The organism is Achromobacter sp. 01N37, assembly GCF_056399725.1.
Genome location: NZ_JBFTRX010000004.1, coordinates 454,911 through 473,857 on the forward strand (window position 1 = coordinate 454,911; position 18,947 = coordinate 473,857).

At 65.1% G+C, this 18,947-nt stretch carries 14 protein-coding genes; 7 read left to right on the forward strand and 7 right to left on the reverse strand.

Going from position 1 to position 18,947, the window contains the following annotated elements; all coding sequences use genetic code 11:
- Positions 1–35 precede the first annotated feature (35 nt).
- From AC1DSJ_RS11040 to AC1DSJ_RS11055, 4 genes are all read left to right on the forward strand, one after another.
- Entirely contained in the window at positions 36–674 is a 639-nt protein-coding gene (locus AC1DSJ_RS11040; protein WP_054421287.1) for a ubiquinone biosynthesis accessory factor UbiJ, read from the forward strand.
- A gap of 3 nt (positions 675–677) precedes the next feature.
- The gene (gene ubiB / locus AC1DSJ_RS11045) at positions 678–2,231 is read left to right on the forward strand and encodes a ubiquinone biosynthesis regulatory protein kinase UbiB (RefSeq protein WP_054421288.1); all 1,554 of its coding nucleotides are present in this window, start codon (positions 678–680) and stop codon (positions 2,229–2,231) included.
- Between the two features lie 181 nt (positions 2,232–2,412).
- Complete coding sequence (locus tag AC1DSJ_RS11050) at positions 2,413–3,291, forward strand: ferritin-like domain-containing protein (protein WP_441371434.1); 879 nt, start codon at positions 2,413–2,415, stop codon at positions 3,289–3,291.
- Positions 3,292–3,380: 89 nt separating this feature from the next.
- Complete coding sequence (locus tag AC1DSJ_RS11055; protein ID WP_315139681.1) at positions 3,381–3,869, forward strand: adenylyltransferase/cytidyltransferase family protein; 489 nt, start codon at positions 3,381–3,383, stop codon at positions 3,867–3,869.
- A gap of 7 nt (positions 3,870–3,876) precedes the next feature.
- Here the strand turns inward: AC1DSJ_RS11055 and AC1DSJ_RS11060 are convergent, their stop codons facing one another.
- From AC1DSJ_RS11060 to AC1DSJ_RS11085, 6 genes are all read right to left on the reverse strand, one after another.
- Positions 3,877–5,208, reverse strand: coding sequence for a TolC family outer membrane protein (locus AC1DSJ_RS11060; protein WP_441371435.1), 1,332 nt, complete (start codon positions 5,206–5,208; stop codon positions 3,877–3,879).
- 81 nt (positions 5,209–5,289) lie between these two features.
- Positions 5,290–5,970: a protein-L-isoaspartate O-methyltransferase family protein gene (locus AC1DSJ_RS11065; protein WP_054421292.1), complete on the reverse strand. Its 681-nt coding sequence runs from the start codon at positions 5,968–5,970 to the stop codon at positions 5,290–5,292.
- Positions 5,971–6,152: 182 nt separating this feature from the next.
- Complete coding sequence (gene thiD, locus AC1DSJ_RS11070) at positions 6,153–6,995, reverse strand: bifunctional hydroxymethylpyrimidine kinase/phosphomethylpyrimidine kinase (RefSeq protein WP_054421293.1); 843 nt, start codon at positions 6,993–6,995, stop codon at positions 6,153–6,155.
- Positions 6,992–7,801 carry a thiazole synthase gene (locus AC1DSJ_RS11075; RefSeq protein ID WP_054421294.1) on the reverse strand — a complete coding sequence of 270 codons (810 nt, stop codon included), beginning with the start codon at positions 7,799–7,801 and terminating at the stop codon, positions 6,992–6,994. The genes thiD and AC1DSJ_RS11075 overlap by 4 nt, the downstream gene beginning before the upstream one ends.
- Before the next feature lie 230 nt (positions 7,802–8,031).
- Positions 8,032–9,012 carry a cobalamin-binding protein gene (locus AC1DSJ_RS11080; protein ID WP_441371436.1) on the reverse strand — a complete coding sequence of 327 codons (981 nt, stop codon included), beginning with the start codon at positions 9,010–9,012 and terminating at the stop codon, positions 8,032–8,034.
- A 52-nt stretch (positions 9,013–9,064) separates the two neighbouring features.
- Positions 9,065–11,110: a TonB-dependent receptor gene (locus AC1DSJ_RS11085; RefSeq protein ID WP_175170534.1), complete on the reverse strand. Its 2,046-nt coding sequence runs from the start codon at positions 11,108–11,110 to the stop codon at positions 9,065–9,067.
- A 455-nt stretch (positions 11,111–11,565) separates the two neighbouring features.
- Between AC1DSJ_RS11085 and metH the strand changes: the two genes are divergently transcribed.
- Positions 11,566–15,339 carry a methionine synthase gene (metH, locus tag AC1DSJ_RS11090; protein WP_175170533.1) on the forward strand — a complete coding sequence of 1,258 codons (3,774 nt, stop codon included), beginning with the start codon at positions 11,566–11,568 and terminating at the stop codon, positions 15,337–15,339.
- Between the two features lie 149 nt (positions 15,340–15,488).
- Here the strand turns inward: metH and iaaH are convergent, their stop codons facing one another.
- The gene (gene iaaH, locus AC1DSJ_RS11095; RefSeq protein ID WP_441371437.1) at positions 15,489–16,943 is read right to left on the reverse strand and encodes an indoleacetamide hydrolase; all 1,455 of its coding nucleotides are present in this window, start codon (positions 16,941–16,943) and stop codon (positions 15,489–15,491) included.
- A gap of 186 nt (positions 16,944–17,129) precedes the next feature.
- Between iaaH and AC1DSJ_RS11100 the strand changes: the two genes are divergently transcribed.
- Together AC1DSJ_RS11100 and AC1DSJ_RS11105 are read left to right on the forward strand one after the other, a co-directional pair.
- Entirely contained in the window at positions 17,130–17,867 is a 738-nt protein-coding gene (locus AC1DSJ_RS11100) for a FadR/GntR family transcriptional regulator (protein WP_427947791.1), read from the forward strand.
- A 30-nt stretch (positions 17,868–17,897) separates the two neighbouring features.
- The gene (locus tag AC1DSJ_RS11105) at positions 17,898–18,935 is read left to right on the forward strand and encodes an L-idonate 5-dehydrogenase (protein ID WP_054421298.1); all 1,038 of its coding nucleotides are present in this window, start codon (positions 17,898–17,900) and stop codon (positions 18,933–18,935) included.
- Positions 18,936–18,947: the final 12 nt, after the last annotated feature.

Consider the following 18,947-nt stretch of genomic DNA (forward strand, 5'->3'; position numbering starts at 1 on the left):
TCCGGCAACCCCGCCACGCGGTGTTGCAGACCGTCATGCTGCCTTTTTCGTTCCTGCCCACTCCCTCGCGGTTGGCTGTAAGCGCGCTCAACGCCCTGTTGCGGCGTGAGGACTGGGCGCGCGAGCGTCTGGCGCGGCATGCCGGCAAGACCGTGCGTTTTGCGTTGGGCGGTTTCACGCTGGGCCTGACGATCGACAGCGAAGGCCTTGCGGCGCAGGCTGACCCCGCCGTCGTGCCCGACGTGACGCTGACCGTGGCCCCTGAAAAGCTGCCGTTGCCGCGCCTGGGCGCTGACCGTGAAACCCCTGACTTCGCCGAAGCCACCCATATCTCGGGCGACGCGGCATTGGCCCAAGTGGTGGCGGACCTGTCCAAGCAGCTTCGCCCGGACCCCGAAGACGCGCTGGCCCGCGTGGTGGGCGATATCGCCGCACTGCGCATCGTGGGCGGCGCGCGCGCCGCGGCCAATGGGGCGCGCACGGTGGGCACGCGCCTGGCCGAAAACGTCTCGGAATACCTGGCCGAAGAAAGCGGCGTGCTGGTGGGCCGCCCCGCGCTGGAACAATGGCGCCTGGACTTAGCCGAGCTGAACGCTCGCACTGATGCCTTGACGCGTTCGGCCACCGCCCTGCAAACCCGTCTGGCTTCGGCCAGCGCAAAGCGGGGCGCCTGATCCATGTTTCCCCTGCTGCGCCTGCTTCGCATCATCGTTGTTTCCTTGCGCTATGGCCTGGATGAGCTCGTGCTCTCCAGCCTGAACCATCCTCTGGCGACCTGCCTGTTGCGCGTCATCCGCCTGGGCACGCGGCCGCGTCAGCCGCGCGGGCAGCGTCTGCGGATGGCCCTGGAATCGCTGGGCCCCATCTTCGTGAAGTTCGGGCAGGTGCTCTCCACCCGCCGCGACCTGATCCCCGCCGACATCGCCAACGAGCTCGCGCTGCTTCAAGACCGCGTGCCGCCGTTCCCGTCCGCGCAGGCCGCCGCCTGCATCGAGGCCGCGCTGGGTGCGCCGCCCGAAAAACTGTTCGCGCAGTTCGATGTGGACCCGGTGGCCTCGGCGTCTATCGCCCAGGTTCACTTCGCCGTGCTGCATGATGGCCGCGAAGTGGCCGTCAAGGTGCTGCGTCCGGGGATGCTGAGCATCATCGAAAAAGACTTGTCGCTCTTGAAGATCGTGGCGCGCATCATCGAGCGCCTGGGCGACGATGGCCGCCGCCTGAAGCCGCGCGAAGTCGTGGCCGAATTCGACAAATACCTGCACGACGAGCTGGATCTGGTGCGCGAAGCGTCCAATTGCAGCCAGCTGCGCCGCAACTTCGGCCCTGAATCGGGCCGGGGCGACATGCTGATCGTGCCCGAGGTCATCTGGGAATACACGGCGTCCACGGTGTTCACCATGCAGCGCATGTACGGCATGCCGGTGGGCCAGGTTGAACGCATGCGCGAAGCCGGCATCGACATCCCGACGCTGGCGCGCACGGGCGTCGAAATCTTCTTCACGCAGGTGTTCACCGACGGCTTCTTCCACGCCGACATGCACCCGGGCAACATCTACGTGTCGGATCGCCCTGGGACGCTTGGCAGCTATATCGCGCTGGACTTCGGCATCGTGGGTTCGCTGTCCGAGTTCGACAAAAATTACCTGGCGCAGAATTTCCTGGCCTTCTTCCACCGCGATTACCGGCGTGTGGCGCAACTGCACATCGAGTCAGGCTGGGTGCCCGCCGACACGCGCGAAGAAGAGCTTGAAGGCGCCGTGCGCGCCGTTTGCGAACCGTACTTTGACCGGCCGTTGTCCGAGATCTCGCTGGGGCAGGTGTTGCTCCGCCTGTTCCAGACCTCGCGCCGGTTCAATGTAGAGATCCAGCCGCAGTTGGTGCTGCTGCAAAAGACGTTGCTGAACGTCGAGGGGTTGGGCCGACAGCTCGATCCCAACCTGGATCTCTGGAAGACCGCCAAGCCCTATCTGGAACGTTGGATGCGCCAGCGTGTCGGACTCAAGGGCTTGCGGCAAAGCCTGGAAAAAGAAGCGGTGCAGTGGTCGCAAATGCTGCCCGCTTTGCCCAGGCTGGTCCATGACCACCTGAGCCGCCCGAACGTTTCGCCCGCCCTGCTGGCCGAAATGATTCACCTGCGGCGCGCCCAGGAACAGAACAACCGGCTGGTTGCAGCGCTGGTTGGGGTGTTGGCTCTTGCGATTGGGGTCGCAATATGGGCCTTGACCCGATAGGCGGCGCGATGATCTAGACGAACCTTGTCATGTTTCATTCATGAAACGGTCATCATAGCTTCGCGGGAGACGGCGAAAAATAGCGCTGCGGTGGATGAATGCAGCGTCACGCCGAAGAGACGCGCGCGCCATTCATTAATTTCTATCGCCCCACAAGCGGGACGAATACAAGGGCAGACCCATGCTTTATCCTGAACTCTTCAAGACCATGGAAGCCGTGCGCTGGAACATGGCGCATGACATCCCCTGGGGGGATTTCGATCGCAGCAAGCTCTCTGACGAGCAGGCTCAAACGATCAAGATGAACGCCATCACCGAATGGGCGGCTCTGCCGGCCACAGAAATGTTCCTGCGCGACAACCGCGGCGACAGCGATTTCTGCGCATTCATGTCGGTGTGGTTCTTCGAGGAACAAAAGCATTCGCTGGTGCTGATCGAGTATCTGCGCCGTTTCCGCCCGGATCTCGTGCCCACCGAAGAAGAGCTGCACAACGTGCGCTTTGAATTCGACGCGGCTCCCGAACTGGAAACGCTGATGCTGCACTTCTGCGGCGAAATCCGCCTGAACCACTGGTACCGCCGCGCCGCCGAATGGCACACGGAACCCGTCATCAAGGCCATCTACAAGACCGTGGCGCAGGACGAAGCCCGCCACGCCGGCGCCTACCTGCAATACATGCGCCGCGCGCTGCATGACCGTGGCGAGGACACCAGCGAGCAAGCTCGCCTGGCGTTCTCGAAGATTGGCGTGTTGATGGCCTCGGCCGGCCGCACGCAGCAGGCGCTGCACCCGACCAACCTGCACGTGAACAAGGACTTGTTCCCGAATGACACGGTGCAGTCGCGTCTGCCCGAGCCGGGCTGGCTGGAGCATTGGCTGGACACCCAGATCCGCTTTGACGGCATCTGGGAACAGAAGGTCGCCTCGCGCATTCTGCACATCTTGTCCAAGCTGATGGACCGCAGCTTCGAAACGGTGAAGGACCTGAACCGCTACCGCAAGGAAATGACGGCGCTGATCGTTCCCAAGGAAAAGAAGATCATCCTCGGCGGCGCCTGAGTTTCAGGCGCTATTGCCGGCTATCGGGCTGCCGATGGGCCGGCAATCAGGCTGCCATCGGGCGGCGGACGGGCGGATATAATCGCCGCATGTCCGCCGCCCGTTTTGAATCCAAAGTCCTTTCCCGCGATGAATGCGTCGCCGCCGTCGCTGCTGGCCGCTTGCCGCGGCCGCTGGTGTTTACCAATGGCGTGTTCGATATCCTGCATCGCGGGCACGCGACGTATCTGGATCAAGCGGCGCAACTGGGCGCGACGCTGGTGGTGGCGGTGAACACCGACGAATCGGTGCGCCGCCTGGGCAAAGGCGCCGAGCGCCCGCTGAACCGCATGGAAGACCGCGCCGCACTGCTGGCCGCGCTGGGCTTTGTGACCGTCGTCACGTCATTCCACGAAGACACGCCCGAAGCGCTGATCGGCGAGCTCAAGCCCGATTTGATCGTCAAGGGTGGCGACTACGACATGGAAAAGCTGCCCGAGACCGCGCTGGTCAAAACCTGGGGCGGCCGCGCAGTGGCGATTCCATTTGAATTCGAACGGTCAACGACGGCGCTGGTGAAGAAGATTCAGGGCGCCTGACGGGCGTTCAACGCGGTTCCCGAAGCAAGCGGTTAATCGCTTCCAGATCCGTTTCCGCCAGAATCCCGCTGGTGGCTTTCAAACGCAGCCCTGACAGCACCGTACTGTAGCGCGCCAGCGCCAGATCCCGCTGCGTGGCGTATAGCTGCTGCTGGGCGTTCAGCACGTCCAGGTTGATGCGCACGCCCACTTCGTAGCCCGTGCGGTTGGCTTCCACAGAAGCGCGGCTGGATTTTTCGCCGGCTTCCAATGCCTGGATGCGCGCCAGCCCGCTGGTGACGCCGGTGTAGTACTGGCGCGCGGCCTGAACGGCTTGGCGCCGCGCGGTTTCAAAATCGTAGCGGGCCTTCTGTTCCAGCTGCACCTTCTCGGTCACTTGCGACGACACGCCGCCACCCGAATACAGCGGAATCGACAGCACCACGCCTATCGTGTTGTCGATCGGCTTGCCCGGCGCGGCGTTACGCATGACGGCGTCGCTGGCGCTGCCGCTGGTGGCGCGCAGGTTCAGGCTGGGGTAGTGGCCGCTCTTGGCGATCTGGATTTCACGGCCCGCGATGCGGGTCAGCAGCTGCGCGCGCAGCACTTCCAGGCTGGAGGACTCGGCCTGGGTGCTCCAGTCATTCACGCGGGCGGGTTGGGGCGACGGCAGTTGCACGCCATACGGCAGTTCGGCCAGTGCGCCCGGCTGCGTGCCGATGATTTTGGCGAGCTCATCGCGGCGCACGTCCAGGTCATTCTGCAACCGCAATTCCTGCGCCACCACCAGGTCGTAGCGCGCCTGCGCCTCGAAGGTGTCGGTGGCGGTGGAATTACCCAGCTCGAAATTGCGCTTGGCGGACTCCAGCTGCCCGGCAACGGCGGCCTTTTCGGCCTCGGTGGCGGTCAGCGTGTCTTGCGCGTAGAGCACGTTGAAGTAGGCGTCGGCCACGCGCAGCAGCAGGTCCTGGTAGGACTGCTGCAATTGCACTTCGACGTCGGCCACGATCAGCTTGGATTGCTCGTAGTTCTGCCAGCGGCCCCAATCGAACAGAGGCTGGGTCAGCGCCAGATCCCATACGCCGCGCCCGCCGCTGTAGGACACGCCCAGCCCACGGGTGCTGCGGGTTTCCTGGTAGGCGCCGCCGGCTTCGGCGGAAATCAGCGGCAGCAGCAGCGCGCGCGCTTGCGGCTCTTTTTCCAGGCCCGCGCGGTAGTTGGCGCGGGCGGCGGCGTAAGTCGGATCATTGCCCAGGGCGGCTTGCCAGACCTGGATCAGGTTCTGCGCAAACGCGGGCGACGGGCCGACGCTTGCGGCGCAGGTAAAAACCAGTAAAGCCGTAAGCAATCGGACGCGCATGATTTTCAACGATACGCCGGACCACCCCGTTGATGCGCCACGCCCCGGCTGGGGGCAGGCGCGGGGCGGCAAGCTAGGGGTTTAGAACTTGAACTGGGATACCGTGGCGCCGCGCAGCGGCTTCACCACGGTTTCGAACAGGTTCACCGTTTCGAAACTGGCAGCGGTGGTGCGGGTGATGCGACAGGCCGTCATGACGGGGGCCTGGCCCACGATGACAACCAGGCGGCCGCCCACGCGCAGCTGGTACTTGAGCGCGTCGGGCACAACCGGCACCGAACCCGTCACCAGGATGGCGTCATATTCGGTGGAGCCCCAGCCATTGCGGGCGTCGCCGGTTTCGACCTTGACGTTGGTGACGTTGTTCATTTGCAGGTTTTGCTGCGCGAACGTGACCAGGCGGCTGTCGATTTCGACCGAGGTCACTTGTTGGGCCAGATAGCCCAGCAGCGCAGCCTGATAGCCGGAGCCGGTGCCGATTTCCAGCACGCAGTCGGACTTGGTCAGTTGCAGTTCTTGCGCCAGGCGGGCTTCAACCTTGGGGGCCAGCATGGTCTGACGCGTATTGACCGCGTTGATTTCCAGCGGCAGTTCCAGGTCGGAAAACGCCAGGGCGCGCAGGGCCGGCGGAACAAATTGTTCGCGGCGCACATCGAACAGCGCTTGCAGCACGTTGGCGTCCAGGACGTCCCACGGGCGGATCTGCTGTTCCACCATATTGAAGCGGGCTTGTTCTACGTCGGGCAGGGTCGAAGCGTTCATGACGGTCAGGAAAAAACAGAGGAATCAGCCGGCCATTGTACCGATTCGTAGCGTCCTGTGACGGCGGCTCCATTCGGCAGATGTTTCAACGGCGGGAATCGGTCTGATTCGCGGGCCGGAAACGACAGCGGCGCTCCGTAGAGCGCCGCGTTTCACCCGCGTCTAGCCAGCGCAGTTGGCGTTCACCACCACGCGTGGAAGTGGTGGACGGGGCCGTGGCCGGACCCGACCGACAGCCGCTCGGCGTGGCGGATGGCTTCGGTCAGATAGGCCTTGGCGCGGCGCGCGGCCTCGGGTACGTCCCCGATTTGCGGCAGCAACGCGGCCAGCGCGGCCGACAGCGTGCAGCCCGTGCCGTGCGTGTTGACGGTCTCGATGCGATGGCCGGGCAGTTCGATCATGCGGTCGCCGTCGTGCAGCAAGTCGATGGTCTCGTTGCCGGGCAGGTGGCCGCCCTTGACCAGCACCCAGCGTTCGCCCGAATGGGCCAGCTTGTTGCGCAGGCGCTCGGCCACGCGGCGCATTTCCTTGACGGTCTCAACCGGCCGCTCTTCCAGCAGCACGCCGGCTTCGGGCAGGTTCGGGGTCAACATCGTGCACTGCGGCAGCAGCGCTTCGCGCATTGCGCCCACGGCGTCGTTCTCAAGCAGCAGGTCGCCGCTTTTGGCGACCATGACCGGGTCCAGCACCACATGGGCCGGGGTCCACTTGGCCAGCTTTTCGGCCACGACTTCAATGACCGGGTACTGGCCCAGCATGCCGATCTTGACGGCGTCGATGCGCACGTCGGCGAACAGGGTGTCGATTTGCAGGCCCACGAACGCGGGCGGCACGGCCGAGATGCCGGTGACGCCCTTCGTGTTCTGGGCGGTCAGCGCCGCGATGATGGCGCAGCCGTAGGCGCCCAGCGCGCTCATGGCCTTCACGTCGGCCAGGATGCCCGCGCCGCCGGACGGGTCGACGCCGGCGATGGTCAGCGCGTTGGGAATGGGACGGGCGCTGCCGTCCTGTTGGCGCGAACTCATTTCGCCGCGCCCGGGCCGCCGGTGATCAGCCCTTCGGTGGGCGAGCTGGGCGCGCCGCTGTACAGCTTCTTGGGCATGCGGCCGGCCAGGAAGGCTTCGCGGCCGGACTCCACGCCCTTCTTCATGGCGCTGGCCATCAGGATCGGGTCGCGCGCGGCGGCGATGGCGGTATTCATCAGCACGGCGTCGCAGCCCAGTTCCATGGCGATGGCCGCATCCGACGCGGTGCCCACGCCCGCGTCCACCACGACCGGCACGCGGGCCTGGTCGATGATCAAACGCAGGTTCCACGGGTTCAGAATGCCCATGCCCGAGCCAATCAGCGATGCCAGCGGCATCACGGCCACGGCGCCCATGTCTTCCAGCATGCGGCACTGGATGGGGTCGTCGGTGCAATAGACCATGACCTTGAAACCTTCGTCGACCAGCGTCTTGGTGGCCTTCAGGGTTTCGGGCATGTTCGGGAACAGCGTGTGCGGGTCGCCCAGCACTTCCAGCTTGACGAGCTCATGGCCGTCGAGCAGTTCGCGCGCCAGGCGCAAGGTGCGGATCGCGTCGTCGGCGGTGTAGCAGCCGGCGGTATTGGGCAGCAGCGTGAATTTGGACGGCGGGACGTAGTCCAGCAGGTTCGGTTCGCCCGCGTTCTGGCCGATGTTGGTGCGGCGGATGGCAACCGTGACGATCTCGGTGCCGCTGGCGTCCAGCGCCGCGCGGGTCTCTTCGAAGTCCTTGTACTTGCCGGTGCCGACGAGCAGGCGCGACGAATAGGCGCGCCCGGCGATGGTGAGGGTGTCTTGTGTGGTCATGGCGGTGTTCAAAGGGCGGGGGCGCAAGAGCGGAGCCCGCGGAGGCTGACTGATTTTGCTATGCGAATGATAAAGCACGATGCCCTGCGGCAGGCGCGGCCGGTGAAATGGGGCGTTCCACTATTTGCAGATCGCGTGCAAAGCGGGCGATGCGTCAGCGCAAACGGTCCCTGTCAGCCAAGCGTGTTTTGATCAGCACAACCGGTCAGAGTCAGCCGAGCATGGTTCGATCAGCGCAACCGGTCCAGGTCGGCGCAGATTGCCTCTGCGGCGTCGATCAGGCGCGGACCGGGGCGGTACAGCGCGTCGGCGTCCACGCCGTACACATGGCCGGCACGGGCGGCGGGCAGCCCCAGCGCCTGCCAGGCGGCCAGATTCTTCGCGGTGTCTTCGGGCCGGCTGACGCCCGCCAGCACCGCTTCCGGCCTGGCGGCCAGCACATTTTCCAGCGTGACCTGCGGGGCGACGACAGGCGCCAGGCCAAAGACGTTGATGCCGCCGCACAGGCGCAACGCGTCGCTGACGATGCTGCTGTTGTTCAGGGTGTAGATGGGGTCCAGCCCGGCCTGCACGAAGACGCGCACGGGACGGCGGCCGGTGTAGCGCGCGCTCAAGGCAGCCAGCCGGTCGCGCAAGGATTGCGCCGCCGGCCGCGCGTGTTCCTCAGTGCCGAACAGCACACCCATGCGTTCGACGGCGTCAGGAATGGCGGCGAGCGTCAGCGGGTCGCTGTAGAAGACGGGCACGCCCAGTTTGTCCATGACGCGCACCAGCGGTTCGGCGGCGGTGGGCTGCCAGGCGATCAGCAAGTCGGGGCGCACGCCGGCCACGCGCTCGGCGTCGGGCTGCATGCCGTCGCCGATAACGGGCAATTGGCGGGCGGCGGCGGGGTAGTCGCTGCCGCGTATGGTGGCGATGAGAAAGCGGCCTGCGCCGGCAGCGTAGACGAGTTCGGTCGCGTGGGGGGCCAGGGTGACGGCGCGGCGTGCGGGTGCGGCCAACAAGACCGTGTGGCCCTGGTCATCCCGGACTTGAATGTTCGGGTTCTGGTTCTGGTTCTGGTTCTGGCTCTGGCTCTGACTTGGCTGAACTTCCAGCGGCGCGCGGTTGCCGTCCACAGCCGAAGCCGCCAGCACCGGGCCTGCCAGCAGCGCACCCAGGGCAATCAACAGCCCCGGGGCGATGCGTGGAAAGGCGCGTGAGTCAGTCATGCAGGGGCCGATACCGTCAGCGAAGAACGCCGACTATATCGGATGTCCGCGATCAATAGCGCAGCGTGAGCGACGCGTAGAAATTGCGGCCCGGCGCGGGGTACAGGTTGTAGTTGGCGACGGGGCCCAGCATTTCGAACGACGCGTTGCCGCCACGGATGCCGTAGGTGGCGTACTGGCGATCAAAGATGTTGTTCACGCCGATGGCGCCTTCGATGTTGCGCGTGAACTTGTACGCAACCTTCGTGTTGAACAGCACGTAGGCGTCCAGCTCCTTGTCGAACTGGTTGGCCTGGTCGTTGTCCATGCGCGACTTGCCCACATATTGCGCCGACACGTTCCACAGGAACGCATCGGTGGGGCGCCAGGTCACGCCGGCGTTGGCCAGCCACTTGGGCGCCAGCGGCACGGTCTTGCCGGCCAGGTCCACGCCTGCGTAGTTGCCCGAGCGGAATTGCGCTTCCATCCAGGTCAGGTTTGCATCCAGCGTGATGCTGCTGGAAAGGGCGGTGCGGCCTTCCAGTTCGATGCCTTGGCGGCGGGTCGGGTCCAGGTTGGTGTTGGCGCCGGTGCCCGGGCCCCACATGCCGTCGGCCAGCGGGTTGTACTGGATTTCGTTGGTCAGGTCATAGCGGAAGTACGACAGGCGGGCGCTGCTTGCGGCGCCTTGCCACGTCACGCCGATTTCTTTGTCGGTGGACGTTTGCGGGGCTAGCGGCTGTTGCACCGACAGCAGTTCGTCGGCATTGGGCAGACGGAAGCTGCGGCCAACCTTGCCGTACAGGCCGAAGCCGGCGGACAGGTCCTGGCGCACGCCCAGCTGCCAGGCGGTCAGATGGTTGCTGCGGTCGGACGCGGTGCCTGAACCGCTCAGCACGTCCAGGTCGTCAGACGCGTACTGGCGGCGCACGCCGGCGGTCACGTAGGTGCTGTCGGTGGCGCGGATCTGGCCTTCGGCAAACAGGCCGTACTGGTGCTGGCGCGACTGCCACTTCGACGGTTCGAAGTCGTAGTAGGCGTTCTGGTCAGCGGTGGTCTTGGATTCTTGCGCGTCGGCGCCGAAGACGATGCTGTGGCCGCCGTTGATCGGCAGGCGATAGCGCACGCTGGCGATGTTCTCTTCCAGCTTCTGGTCGCGCAGGGTGTCGCCAAAACCGTCATACGACAGGCCGTTCAGCTTCTTTTCGCGGGTCGACAGGTCGGCGTACAAGGTGCCAACGCCAATCGCCTGCTCGACTTGCAGGCCGAAGGTGGTGGTCGTGGTCTTGACGAAGTCGACGTCGTTCTTCGAACCGCGTGGGTCGTCCTGGAATTCGTTCACGCCGGTCGACGGGCTGATCAGGCGCGGGCCGGGCAGCTCCAGCTTTTGCGTCGTGGTGCGGCCGTACAGGCGGATCGAGCCGTCGCTGTGGCGCAGGGTGATGCCGCCGCCGCCACCTTCGCGGCGCTCGCCGCTGTGGTCGCGGTAGCCGTCGGAGTGCAGCGACTGCATGTAAGCGTCAACGCCAACCTTCTCGTTGTTCATCGCCACGGCGGCGTCGTACTGGCGCAGGCCGTAGCTGCCGAACGTGGCGGTGGCGCGGGCAGTGACCGGCTCCTTCGAGAAATCGGACTTGGTGATGATGTTGATCACGCCGCCGGTCGTGCCGCCGCCGTATTGAACGGAGCCGCTGCCGCGCACGATTTCAATGCGTTCCACCTGGTCCAGGGGCACCACGCCCAGGCTGGGGGCCGACAGGTCATTCGTGTTCTGCTTCACGCCATCGATCAAGATCAGCGTGTTGCTGGCGCCGGTGATGCCGAAGCCGCGCAGGTCGACGATCGCGTTGTCGCTCGAGCTGCTGGTGTTGATCAGGTTGATGCCGGACTGGGTCGACAGCAGGTCCTGCATGGTGCGGGCGCTGCTGGCGGCGATGTCTTCGGCCGTGATCACCGAAATGGACACCGGCAGCGTGCGGCCGTCGGTCGGCACGCGCTGGGCGGTGACGGTGACCGTGTCGAGTTCGGGGGCGGGGGAGGCAGCTTGCTGGGCGGCGGCGATGGCCGGGGCGGAACAGAGCAGGGCGCCGGCGTAACGCCGGATGGAGCGGGCTTTCATCTACGTAACCTCGATGCGACCCGCGACCCCGCAGGTCATTCACGATGGGGAGGGCGCCCACGCGCCGCGGCGGGCCGGTTCAGGCCTGGCGGCATTGCATGGACTTCCTGGCGATCGAACTGGCCGGTATCGGGCTGCCATGGGCGCAAAGCGCGCATGGGGACCGTTGCGGGGGCAGCACAGGCTGGACGCCGGGACGTGTGCGGCCGCCTTGTGGGCGGCGCGGCAGCCCTGGCGGGCGTCTTCCTGTTTCCCGTTTACCTTTCGCACGCAGACAGGCAAGTGTTGTGTTCTTGCCAGCAAGATGCGCCGAAAGCACCGGTTCGGGGCCGAAACTGTATCACCCGAGGGCGCGAGACAGCCCGTTTTGTTACGATCAGGGCTTGTTTTTTCGGCGTTTTTCGCTTTTTAGCCACATCCACGCCGCCGTTGGCCACCTTTATCTGGACCTGCCCGTGTCGTATCCCCGTTTGCCGTACCCGCCCGAAGCCTATACCCAAGGCGGTGAATTCGCCCGCCTGCTGGGCAAGCGCATCCTGATTCTGGACGGCGCCATGGGCACCATGATCCAGCGCTACAAGCTGGGCGAGGCGGACTTTCGCGGCGAGCGTTTCGCCGGCCACGGCAAAGACGTCAAGGGCAACAACGAACTGTTGTCGCTGGTGCGCCCCGACGTCATTTCGGAAATCCACCGCCAGTATCTGGAAGCCGGTGCCGACGTCATCGAGACCAACACCTTTGGCGCCACCACCATCGCGCAGGGCGACTACGACCTGCCGGAACTGGCCTACGAACTGAATCTGGTGTCGGCGCAATTGGCGCGCGAAGCCTGTGACGCCTACAGCACGCCGGACAAGCCGCGCTTCGTGGCTGGCGCCCTGGGCCCGCAGCCCAAAACGGCATCGATCTCGCCCGACGTGAACGACCCGGGTGCGCGCAACGTCACGTTCGACGAATTGCGCGTGGCTTATATCGAGCAGTTGAACGGCCTTCTGGACGGCGGCATCGACATCGTCCTGATCGAAACCATCTTCGACACGCTGAACGCCAAGGCCGCCATCTTCGCCACCGAAGAAGTGTTCGAGACGCGCGGCATCCGCCTGCCCGTCATGATCTCGGGCACCGTCACCGACGCGTCGGGCCGCATCCTGTCGGGCCAGACCGTGGAAGCCTTCTGGAACTCGGTGCGCCACGCGCGCCCGGTCACCATCGGCCTGAACTGCGCGCTGGGCGCGGCGCTGATGCGCCCCTACGTGGCCGAACTGTCCAAGATCTGTGACACCTACGTCTGCGTCTACCCCAACGCCGGCCTGCCCAACCCGATGGCCGAAACCGGCTTTGACGAAACGCCGGCCGACACGTCGGCGCTGCTTGAGGAATTCGCCCGCGCCGGGCTGGTAAACATGTCGGGCGGCTGTTGCGGCACCACGCCCGACCACATCCGCGCCATTGCGGACAAGGTCACGTCGCTGACGCCGCGCGTCGTGCCTGACATCCCGGTCAAGACCCGTCTGTCGGGCCTGGAACCGCTGAACATCGACGAAGACACGCTGTACGTTAACGTGGGCGAACGCACCAACGTGACGGGCAGCAAGATGTTCGCCCGCCTGATCCGCGAAGAAAAGTACGACGAAGCGCTGGCCGTGGCCCGCCAGCAGGTCGAGAACGGCGCGCAGATCATCGACATCAACATGGATGAAGCCATGCTGGATTCGGTGGCCTGCATGCACCGCTTCCTGAACCTGATTGCGTCCGAGCCCGACATTGCCCGCGTGCCGGTCATGATCGACAGCTCGAAGTGGGAAGTCATCGAGACCGGCCTGAAGTGCGTGCAGGGCAAGCCGGTGGTGAACTCCATTTCCATGAAGGAAGGGATCGAGCCGTTCCGCCATCACGCCCGCCTGTGCCGCCGCTACGGCGCGGCGGTGGTCGTCATGGCGTTTGATGAACTGGGTCAGGCCGACACGCTGGAACGCCGCAAGGAAATCTGCGGCCGCGCCTACAAGATTCTGGTCGAAGAAGAGGGCTTCCCGCCGGAAGACATCATCTTTGACCCGAACGTCTTCGCGGTCGCCACCGGCATCGACGAACACAACCACTACGCGGTGGACTTCATCGAAGGCACCCGCTGGATTCGCGACAACCTGCCCCACGCCCGCATTTCGGGCGGCGTGTCGAACGTCAGCTTCTCGTTCCGCGGCAACGAGCCCATGCGCGAAGCCATCCACACCGTGTTCCTGTATTACGCGGTCAAGGAAGGCATGACGATGGGCATCGTCAACGCCGGCCAGCTGGGCGTGTACGCCGACCTGGACCCCAAGCTGCGTGATCTGGTCGAAGACGTGGTGCTGGACCGCCCCAACCCCGTGGGCAAGACGGAAGCCGACGATGAACGCACGCCTACCGAACGCCTGGTGCAGTTTGCCGACAGCGTGAAGGGCTCCGGCGCCAAGCGCGAAGAAGACCTGACGTGGCGCAAGGCAGAGGTCGAGCAGCGCCTGTCGCACGCGCTGGTCCACGGCATCACGACGTTCATCGTCGAAGACACCGAAGAAGTCCGCCAGAAAATCTTCAACCGCGGCGGACGCCCCATTGAAGTCATCGAAGGCCCGCTGATGGACGGCATGAACGTCGTGGGCGACCTGTTCGGCGAAGGCAAGATGTTCCTGCCGCAGGTGGTGAAGTCGGCGCGCGTCATGAAGCAGGCCGTGGCCCACCTGATTCCCTTCATCGAAGAAGAAAAGCGCCAGATCGCGGCGGCCGGCGGCGACGTGCGCGCCAAGGGCAAGATCGTCATCGCCACCGTCAAGGGCGACGTGCACGACATCGGCAAGAACATCGTGTCGGTGGTCTTGCAGTGCAATAACTTCGAAGTCGTGAACATGGGCGTGATGGTGCCCTGCGCGCAGATCCTGGAAAAGGCCAAGGAAGAAAACGCCGACATCGTCGGCTTGTCCGGCCTGATCACGCCCAGCCTGGAAGAGATGGCGTATGTGGCCAGCGAAATGCAGCGCGACGACTACTTCCGCAGCCGCAAGCTGCCGCTGATGATTGGCGGGGCCACCACCAGCCGCGTGCACACCGCCGTGAAGATCGCGCCGAATTACGACGGCCCGGTCATTTACGTGCCGGACGCGAGCCGCTCGGTGGGCGTCGCCACGAATCTGATGTCGGACCAATCCGAGACCTACCTGGCCGAACTGGCGCAGGAATACGAAGACGTGCGCCGCCGCCACGCCAACCGCAAGGCCACGCCCATCTTGCCGCTGGCGGACGCGCGCGCCTCGCGCCCCGTTATCGACTGGGACAACTACACGCCGCCGCGCCCGAAGTTCATCGGCCGCCGTACGTTCAAAAGCTATGACCTGGCCGAGATCGTCAAGTACGTGGACTGGGGCCCGTTCTTCCAGACGTGGAGCCTGTTCGGCCCGTTCCCCGCCATTCTTGATGACAAGGTCGTGGGCGAACAGGCGCGCAAGGTCTACGCCGACGGTCTGGCCATGATGAAGCGCATCGTCGAAGGCCGCTGGCTTACCGCCAACGGGGTCGTGGGCTTTTACCCGGCCAACAGCGTCAACGACGAAGACATCGAAATCTACAAGGACGAAACGCGCAGCGAAGTGCTGTTCACGTATCGCAACCTGCGCCAGCAGGGCGCCAAGCGCGAAGGCGTCAGCAACAAGTCCTTGGCGGACTTCATTGCGCCCAAGTCGTCCGGCAAGCTCGACTACATCGGCATGTTCGCCGTCACGGCGGGCATCGGCATCGAGAAAAAGGAAGCGGAATTCGAGAAGGCGCTGGATGACTATTCCAGCATCATGTTGAAGTCGCTGGCTGACCGCCTGGCCGAAGGTTTCGCCGAATGCCTGCACGCCCGCGTGCGCCAGGACTTGTGGGGCTACGTGCCCAACGAGGCGCTGACGAACGAAGACATGATTGCCGAAAAGTACGTGGGCATCCGCCCTGCGCCTGGCTACCCGGCCTGCCCGGAGCACGTGGTCAAGACCGACATGTTCCGCGTGCTGGACGGCAGCGACATCGGCATGATGCTGACCGACAGCTACGCCATGTACCCGGCGTCCAGCGTGTCCGGCTTCTATTTCAGCCACCCGGACTCGCAATACTTCAACGTAGGCGTGATCGGCGAAGACCAGCTTGAAGACTACGCCAAGCGCAGCGGCCGCAGCATTGAAGACCTGAAACGGACGTTGGCGCCCAATTTGGGGTGACGCGGGCGGCGCGGGTATTGAAACGGCTCGGACCGTAAAGCCGCCGCCGGGCATGGGCCGCGTCACCTTTTTGGGGCGCGGCCCTTTTTACGGCCAGCGTGGCGGATTCAATTGGACGCCGTCACATAGATGCCGTCGAACAGACGTCTTCAAACGCGCGGCGGTGCAATGCGCCCCAGCACGCCTTCGATCATCACGCCAATTTCCAGCACCTTGCGGTCGGCGCCCGGCAGACCATCGATTTCCAATCCCACCGGCAAGCCTTCCGCGGACAACCCCGCCGGCACGCTCAAGCCGGGCAGGCCGGCGTTGCTGCCGGGGTCCACGTTGCGGGTCAGACGGCTGAAGCTTTCGAAGCTGCTGGCCTCGGGGGTGGCGGCCATCGGCAGGATCGGCAGCGTTGGAAACAACAGGCCGTCCAGGTTGTGCGCCTGAAACGCTCGCTGATAGACGTTGATCAGTTCGTCACGCTGTTCCGCGATGACGCGTTCGTAGAGCGGTTGCAGCGCCAAGACTTGACCGTCAGGGGTCGGCAGCACGCCCGGCACGATCAGGCCATCGAAGATGGCTTTGACGTCGGGGCTGGAGATTTGCGCCACCACCTCGTCAAAGCTCACGCCCACGTTGTAGCGTTGCAGATAGGCGGTCAGATCGGGCTTTTGCTCGTACAGGCACAGCGGCATGCCGACGGCGGCGTTGGCGGCGGGCAGGTCAGGCATGTCGATATCAATCAGCTGGACCCCCGCTTCGCGCAGCTTGGCCAGCGCGGCGTCCATGACGTCGCGCACCTGCGGTTCCAGATCCGTCCAGAAATAGGTGGCCAGCCCCAGACGCACGTGCGCGGCGGGCAAGGCCCGCAACGGTTGCGCGTCGCCGGCAAGGATGCCGTCCAACAGCACGATGTCTTGCATGCTGTTGGCGATGGGGCCCGGGGTGTCGCGCGTGTGCGAGATAGGCGTGATGCCCGAGCCGTCGTAACGGCCCACCGACGGGCGGAAGCCGGCCGCGCCATTGACGGCGGCGGGCAGGCGCACCGACGCGCCCGTGTCCGTGCCCAGCGCGGCGGGCGTCAAGCGGGCGCCAACCGCCGCGCCGCTGCCCGATGACGAGCCGCCTGCAATACGGGTGCTGTCGTAAGCGTTGCGCGTGCCGTCGCCCTGCGGGCCGGGAAACGCGGTGTTGTAGCCCGACACGCCAAACGCCAATTCGTGCATGTTGGTCTTGCCGATGATGATGGCACCGGCGGCACGCAGGCGCTGCACGACGGGCGCATCCTGGGCGGGACGGAAATGCTTCAACGCGGGTGTGCCGGCCGTATTGGGCAGGCCAGCCACGTGGATGTTGTCTTTGATGGCGATGGGCACGCCGCCAAGCGGGGCGTATCCATCGCCGCCTTGGGCGCGCGCTGCATCGTAAGCGCGGGCCCGGGCCAGCGCGCCCGCGCGGTCCACGGTGATGAACGCGTTGAGGACTTGTTGGGCGTCGATGCGGTTCAGGCAGGCTTCGGTGAGCGCCACGCTGGTCAGCCGGCCATCGACAATCAGGGCCGCCGCTTCGGTGACGGTGAGATCCGTGGGCAATGTCTGTTCAGACGCTTCGGGCATGACACTTCCTTTTCGTGTGCTCTGGCAAAGGGGGACAGCCATCTATACAGGGTTTTTGCTGGGGCTGTCGGGCGTGGTGACCGCAAGTGACACCGGACAGGTCCGTCGCCACTGATAGTGGTAAACCATGATGGTGAAAATTGGTGAACCAAATACGATTTGGTCTAACCAATTTAGGCCGTGACGATGCTGCAACTGCTTCCCCAACCTGTCGAACCTGCCGACGAACCCGCCGTGAAGACCGCGCCCGACCGCGCCTATGTCAGGCTGGCCGCGCAGATTCAGGCCCTGGTGACGCAAGGCGAATTCGCCGTTGGCGGGCGCTTGCCGGCCGAGCGGGCGTTGGCTGAACGCTTCGACGTCAGCCGCACCGCGCTGCGCGAAGCCATCATCGCGCTGGAGCTGCAAGGGGTGGTGGAAGTGCGCGGCGGGTCCGGCATCTATGTTTGCGAACCCAAGCCCGGCGTGGCCCGGCTGCCCGCGGCGCAGGAAGCGGGGGCTGGCCCGTTCGAACTGCTGCGGGCGCGTTCGCTGATTGAATCCGAGATCGCGGCGCTTGCCGCCACCACCCGCACCGACGCCGATCTTGACCGCATATTCGAAGCGCTGACGACGATGCGCGACCAGGTCACCGACAAATCCGCCAACGAAGCGGCCGACCGCCGGTTTCATCTGTATATCGCGCAGTCCACCGGCAACAGCGTGCTGCTGGCCACGGTGACGTCGATGTGGGATCAGGCGCGTGGCCCCATCTGGGACAAGATCGAACAGCATTTCCATACACAGGCATTGCGGCAGGCGTCGCAGGAAGACCATCAGCGCATTTTCAGCGCGCTGGTGGCGGGCGACGCCCACGCCGCCAGGCAGGCGATGCGCGCTCACCTTGAGCGCGTGATCGGCGAATTCGCGCAGGGGTGGCGATAGCGCGGCAACACCTAACGGGGGCTGGCAAGCATGTTGAATTGCGCAATTCATGGCGCGGACGATCTGCGCCTGGACGAACAGACGCCCGAGCCCTTGGGGCCGGCACAGGTGCGGGTGGGCATCAAGGCGGTGGGCATCTGCGGGTCTGACCTGCACTACTACCGCCACGGCCGCGTGGGCGACTTCGTCATCCGTGAACCGCTGACGCCCGGCCACGAAGCGTCCGGGCGAGTGCTGGAAGTGGGCTCGGAAGTGACGGCCGTCAAGCCCGGCGACCGCGTGGCGCTGGACCCCGCGCGCACCTGTGGCGTGTGCCGCTATTGCCGCCAGGGCGATTCCAATCACTGCGAGGCCGTGCATTTCTTCGGCAGCGCCAGCCGCTATCCCCACATGCAGGGCGCGATGCGCGAACAGGTGGTGGTGCAGGAAAAGCAGTGCCTTCCCGTGCCGGACAGTTTGTCTTTCGAGCTGGCCGCATTCGGCGAACCGCTGGCCGTGGCCCTGCACGCGGTGCGCAGCGCGGGAAGCTTGCTCGGCAAGTCGGTCATGGTGGTGGGCGCGGGGCCAATCGGCGCATTGATCCTGATGGCGGCGCGCCTGGCCGGCGCAAGCCAGGTGACGGTAGTGGACATCGTGGACGAAACGCTCGCCACCTGCACGCGCGTCGGCGCGACGCGCACGATCAACGTGGCGGCAGACCCGGCCGCCATCGAAGCGCTGGCGGCGGGCAAGGGCTCAATTGACGTGTGCTTCGAAGCGTCGGGCCATTACGCCGGGCTGGCCAACGCCATCCGCGTGACGCGTCCGCGCGGCGTCATCGTTACCGTTGGCACCTTGAGCGGCAGCAGCGACGGGTGTCCGTTCAACCAGATCATGGTGAAGAGTTTGTCCGTCATCGGCAGCTTCCGTTTTGTCGATGAATACGCGTGGGCCGTGGATTATCTAAGCCGCGGCCTGCTGGACGTATCGCCCTTGTTGACGGCCGCCGTGCCGGTGGCGAACGTGCATGACGCGTTTGCGCTTGCGGCCGACCGCCATCAGGCCATGAAAGTGATGGTGACGTTCTGAACCACGGAAACC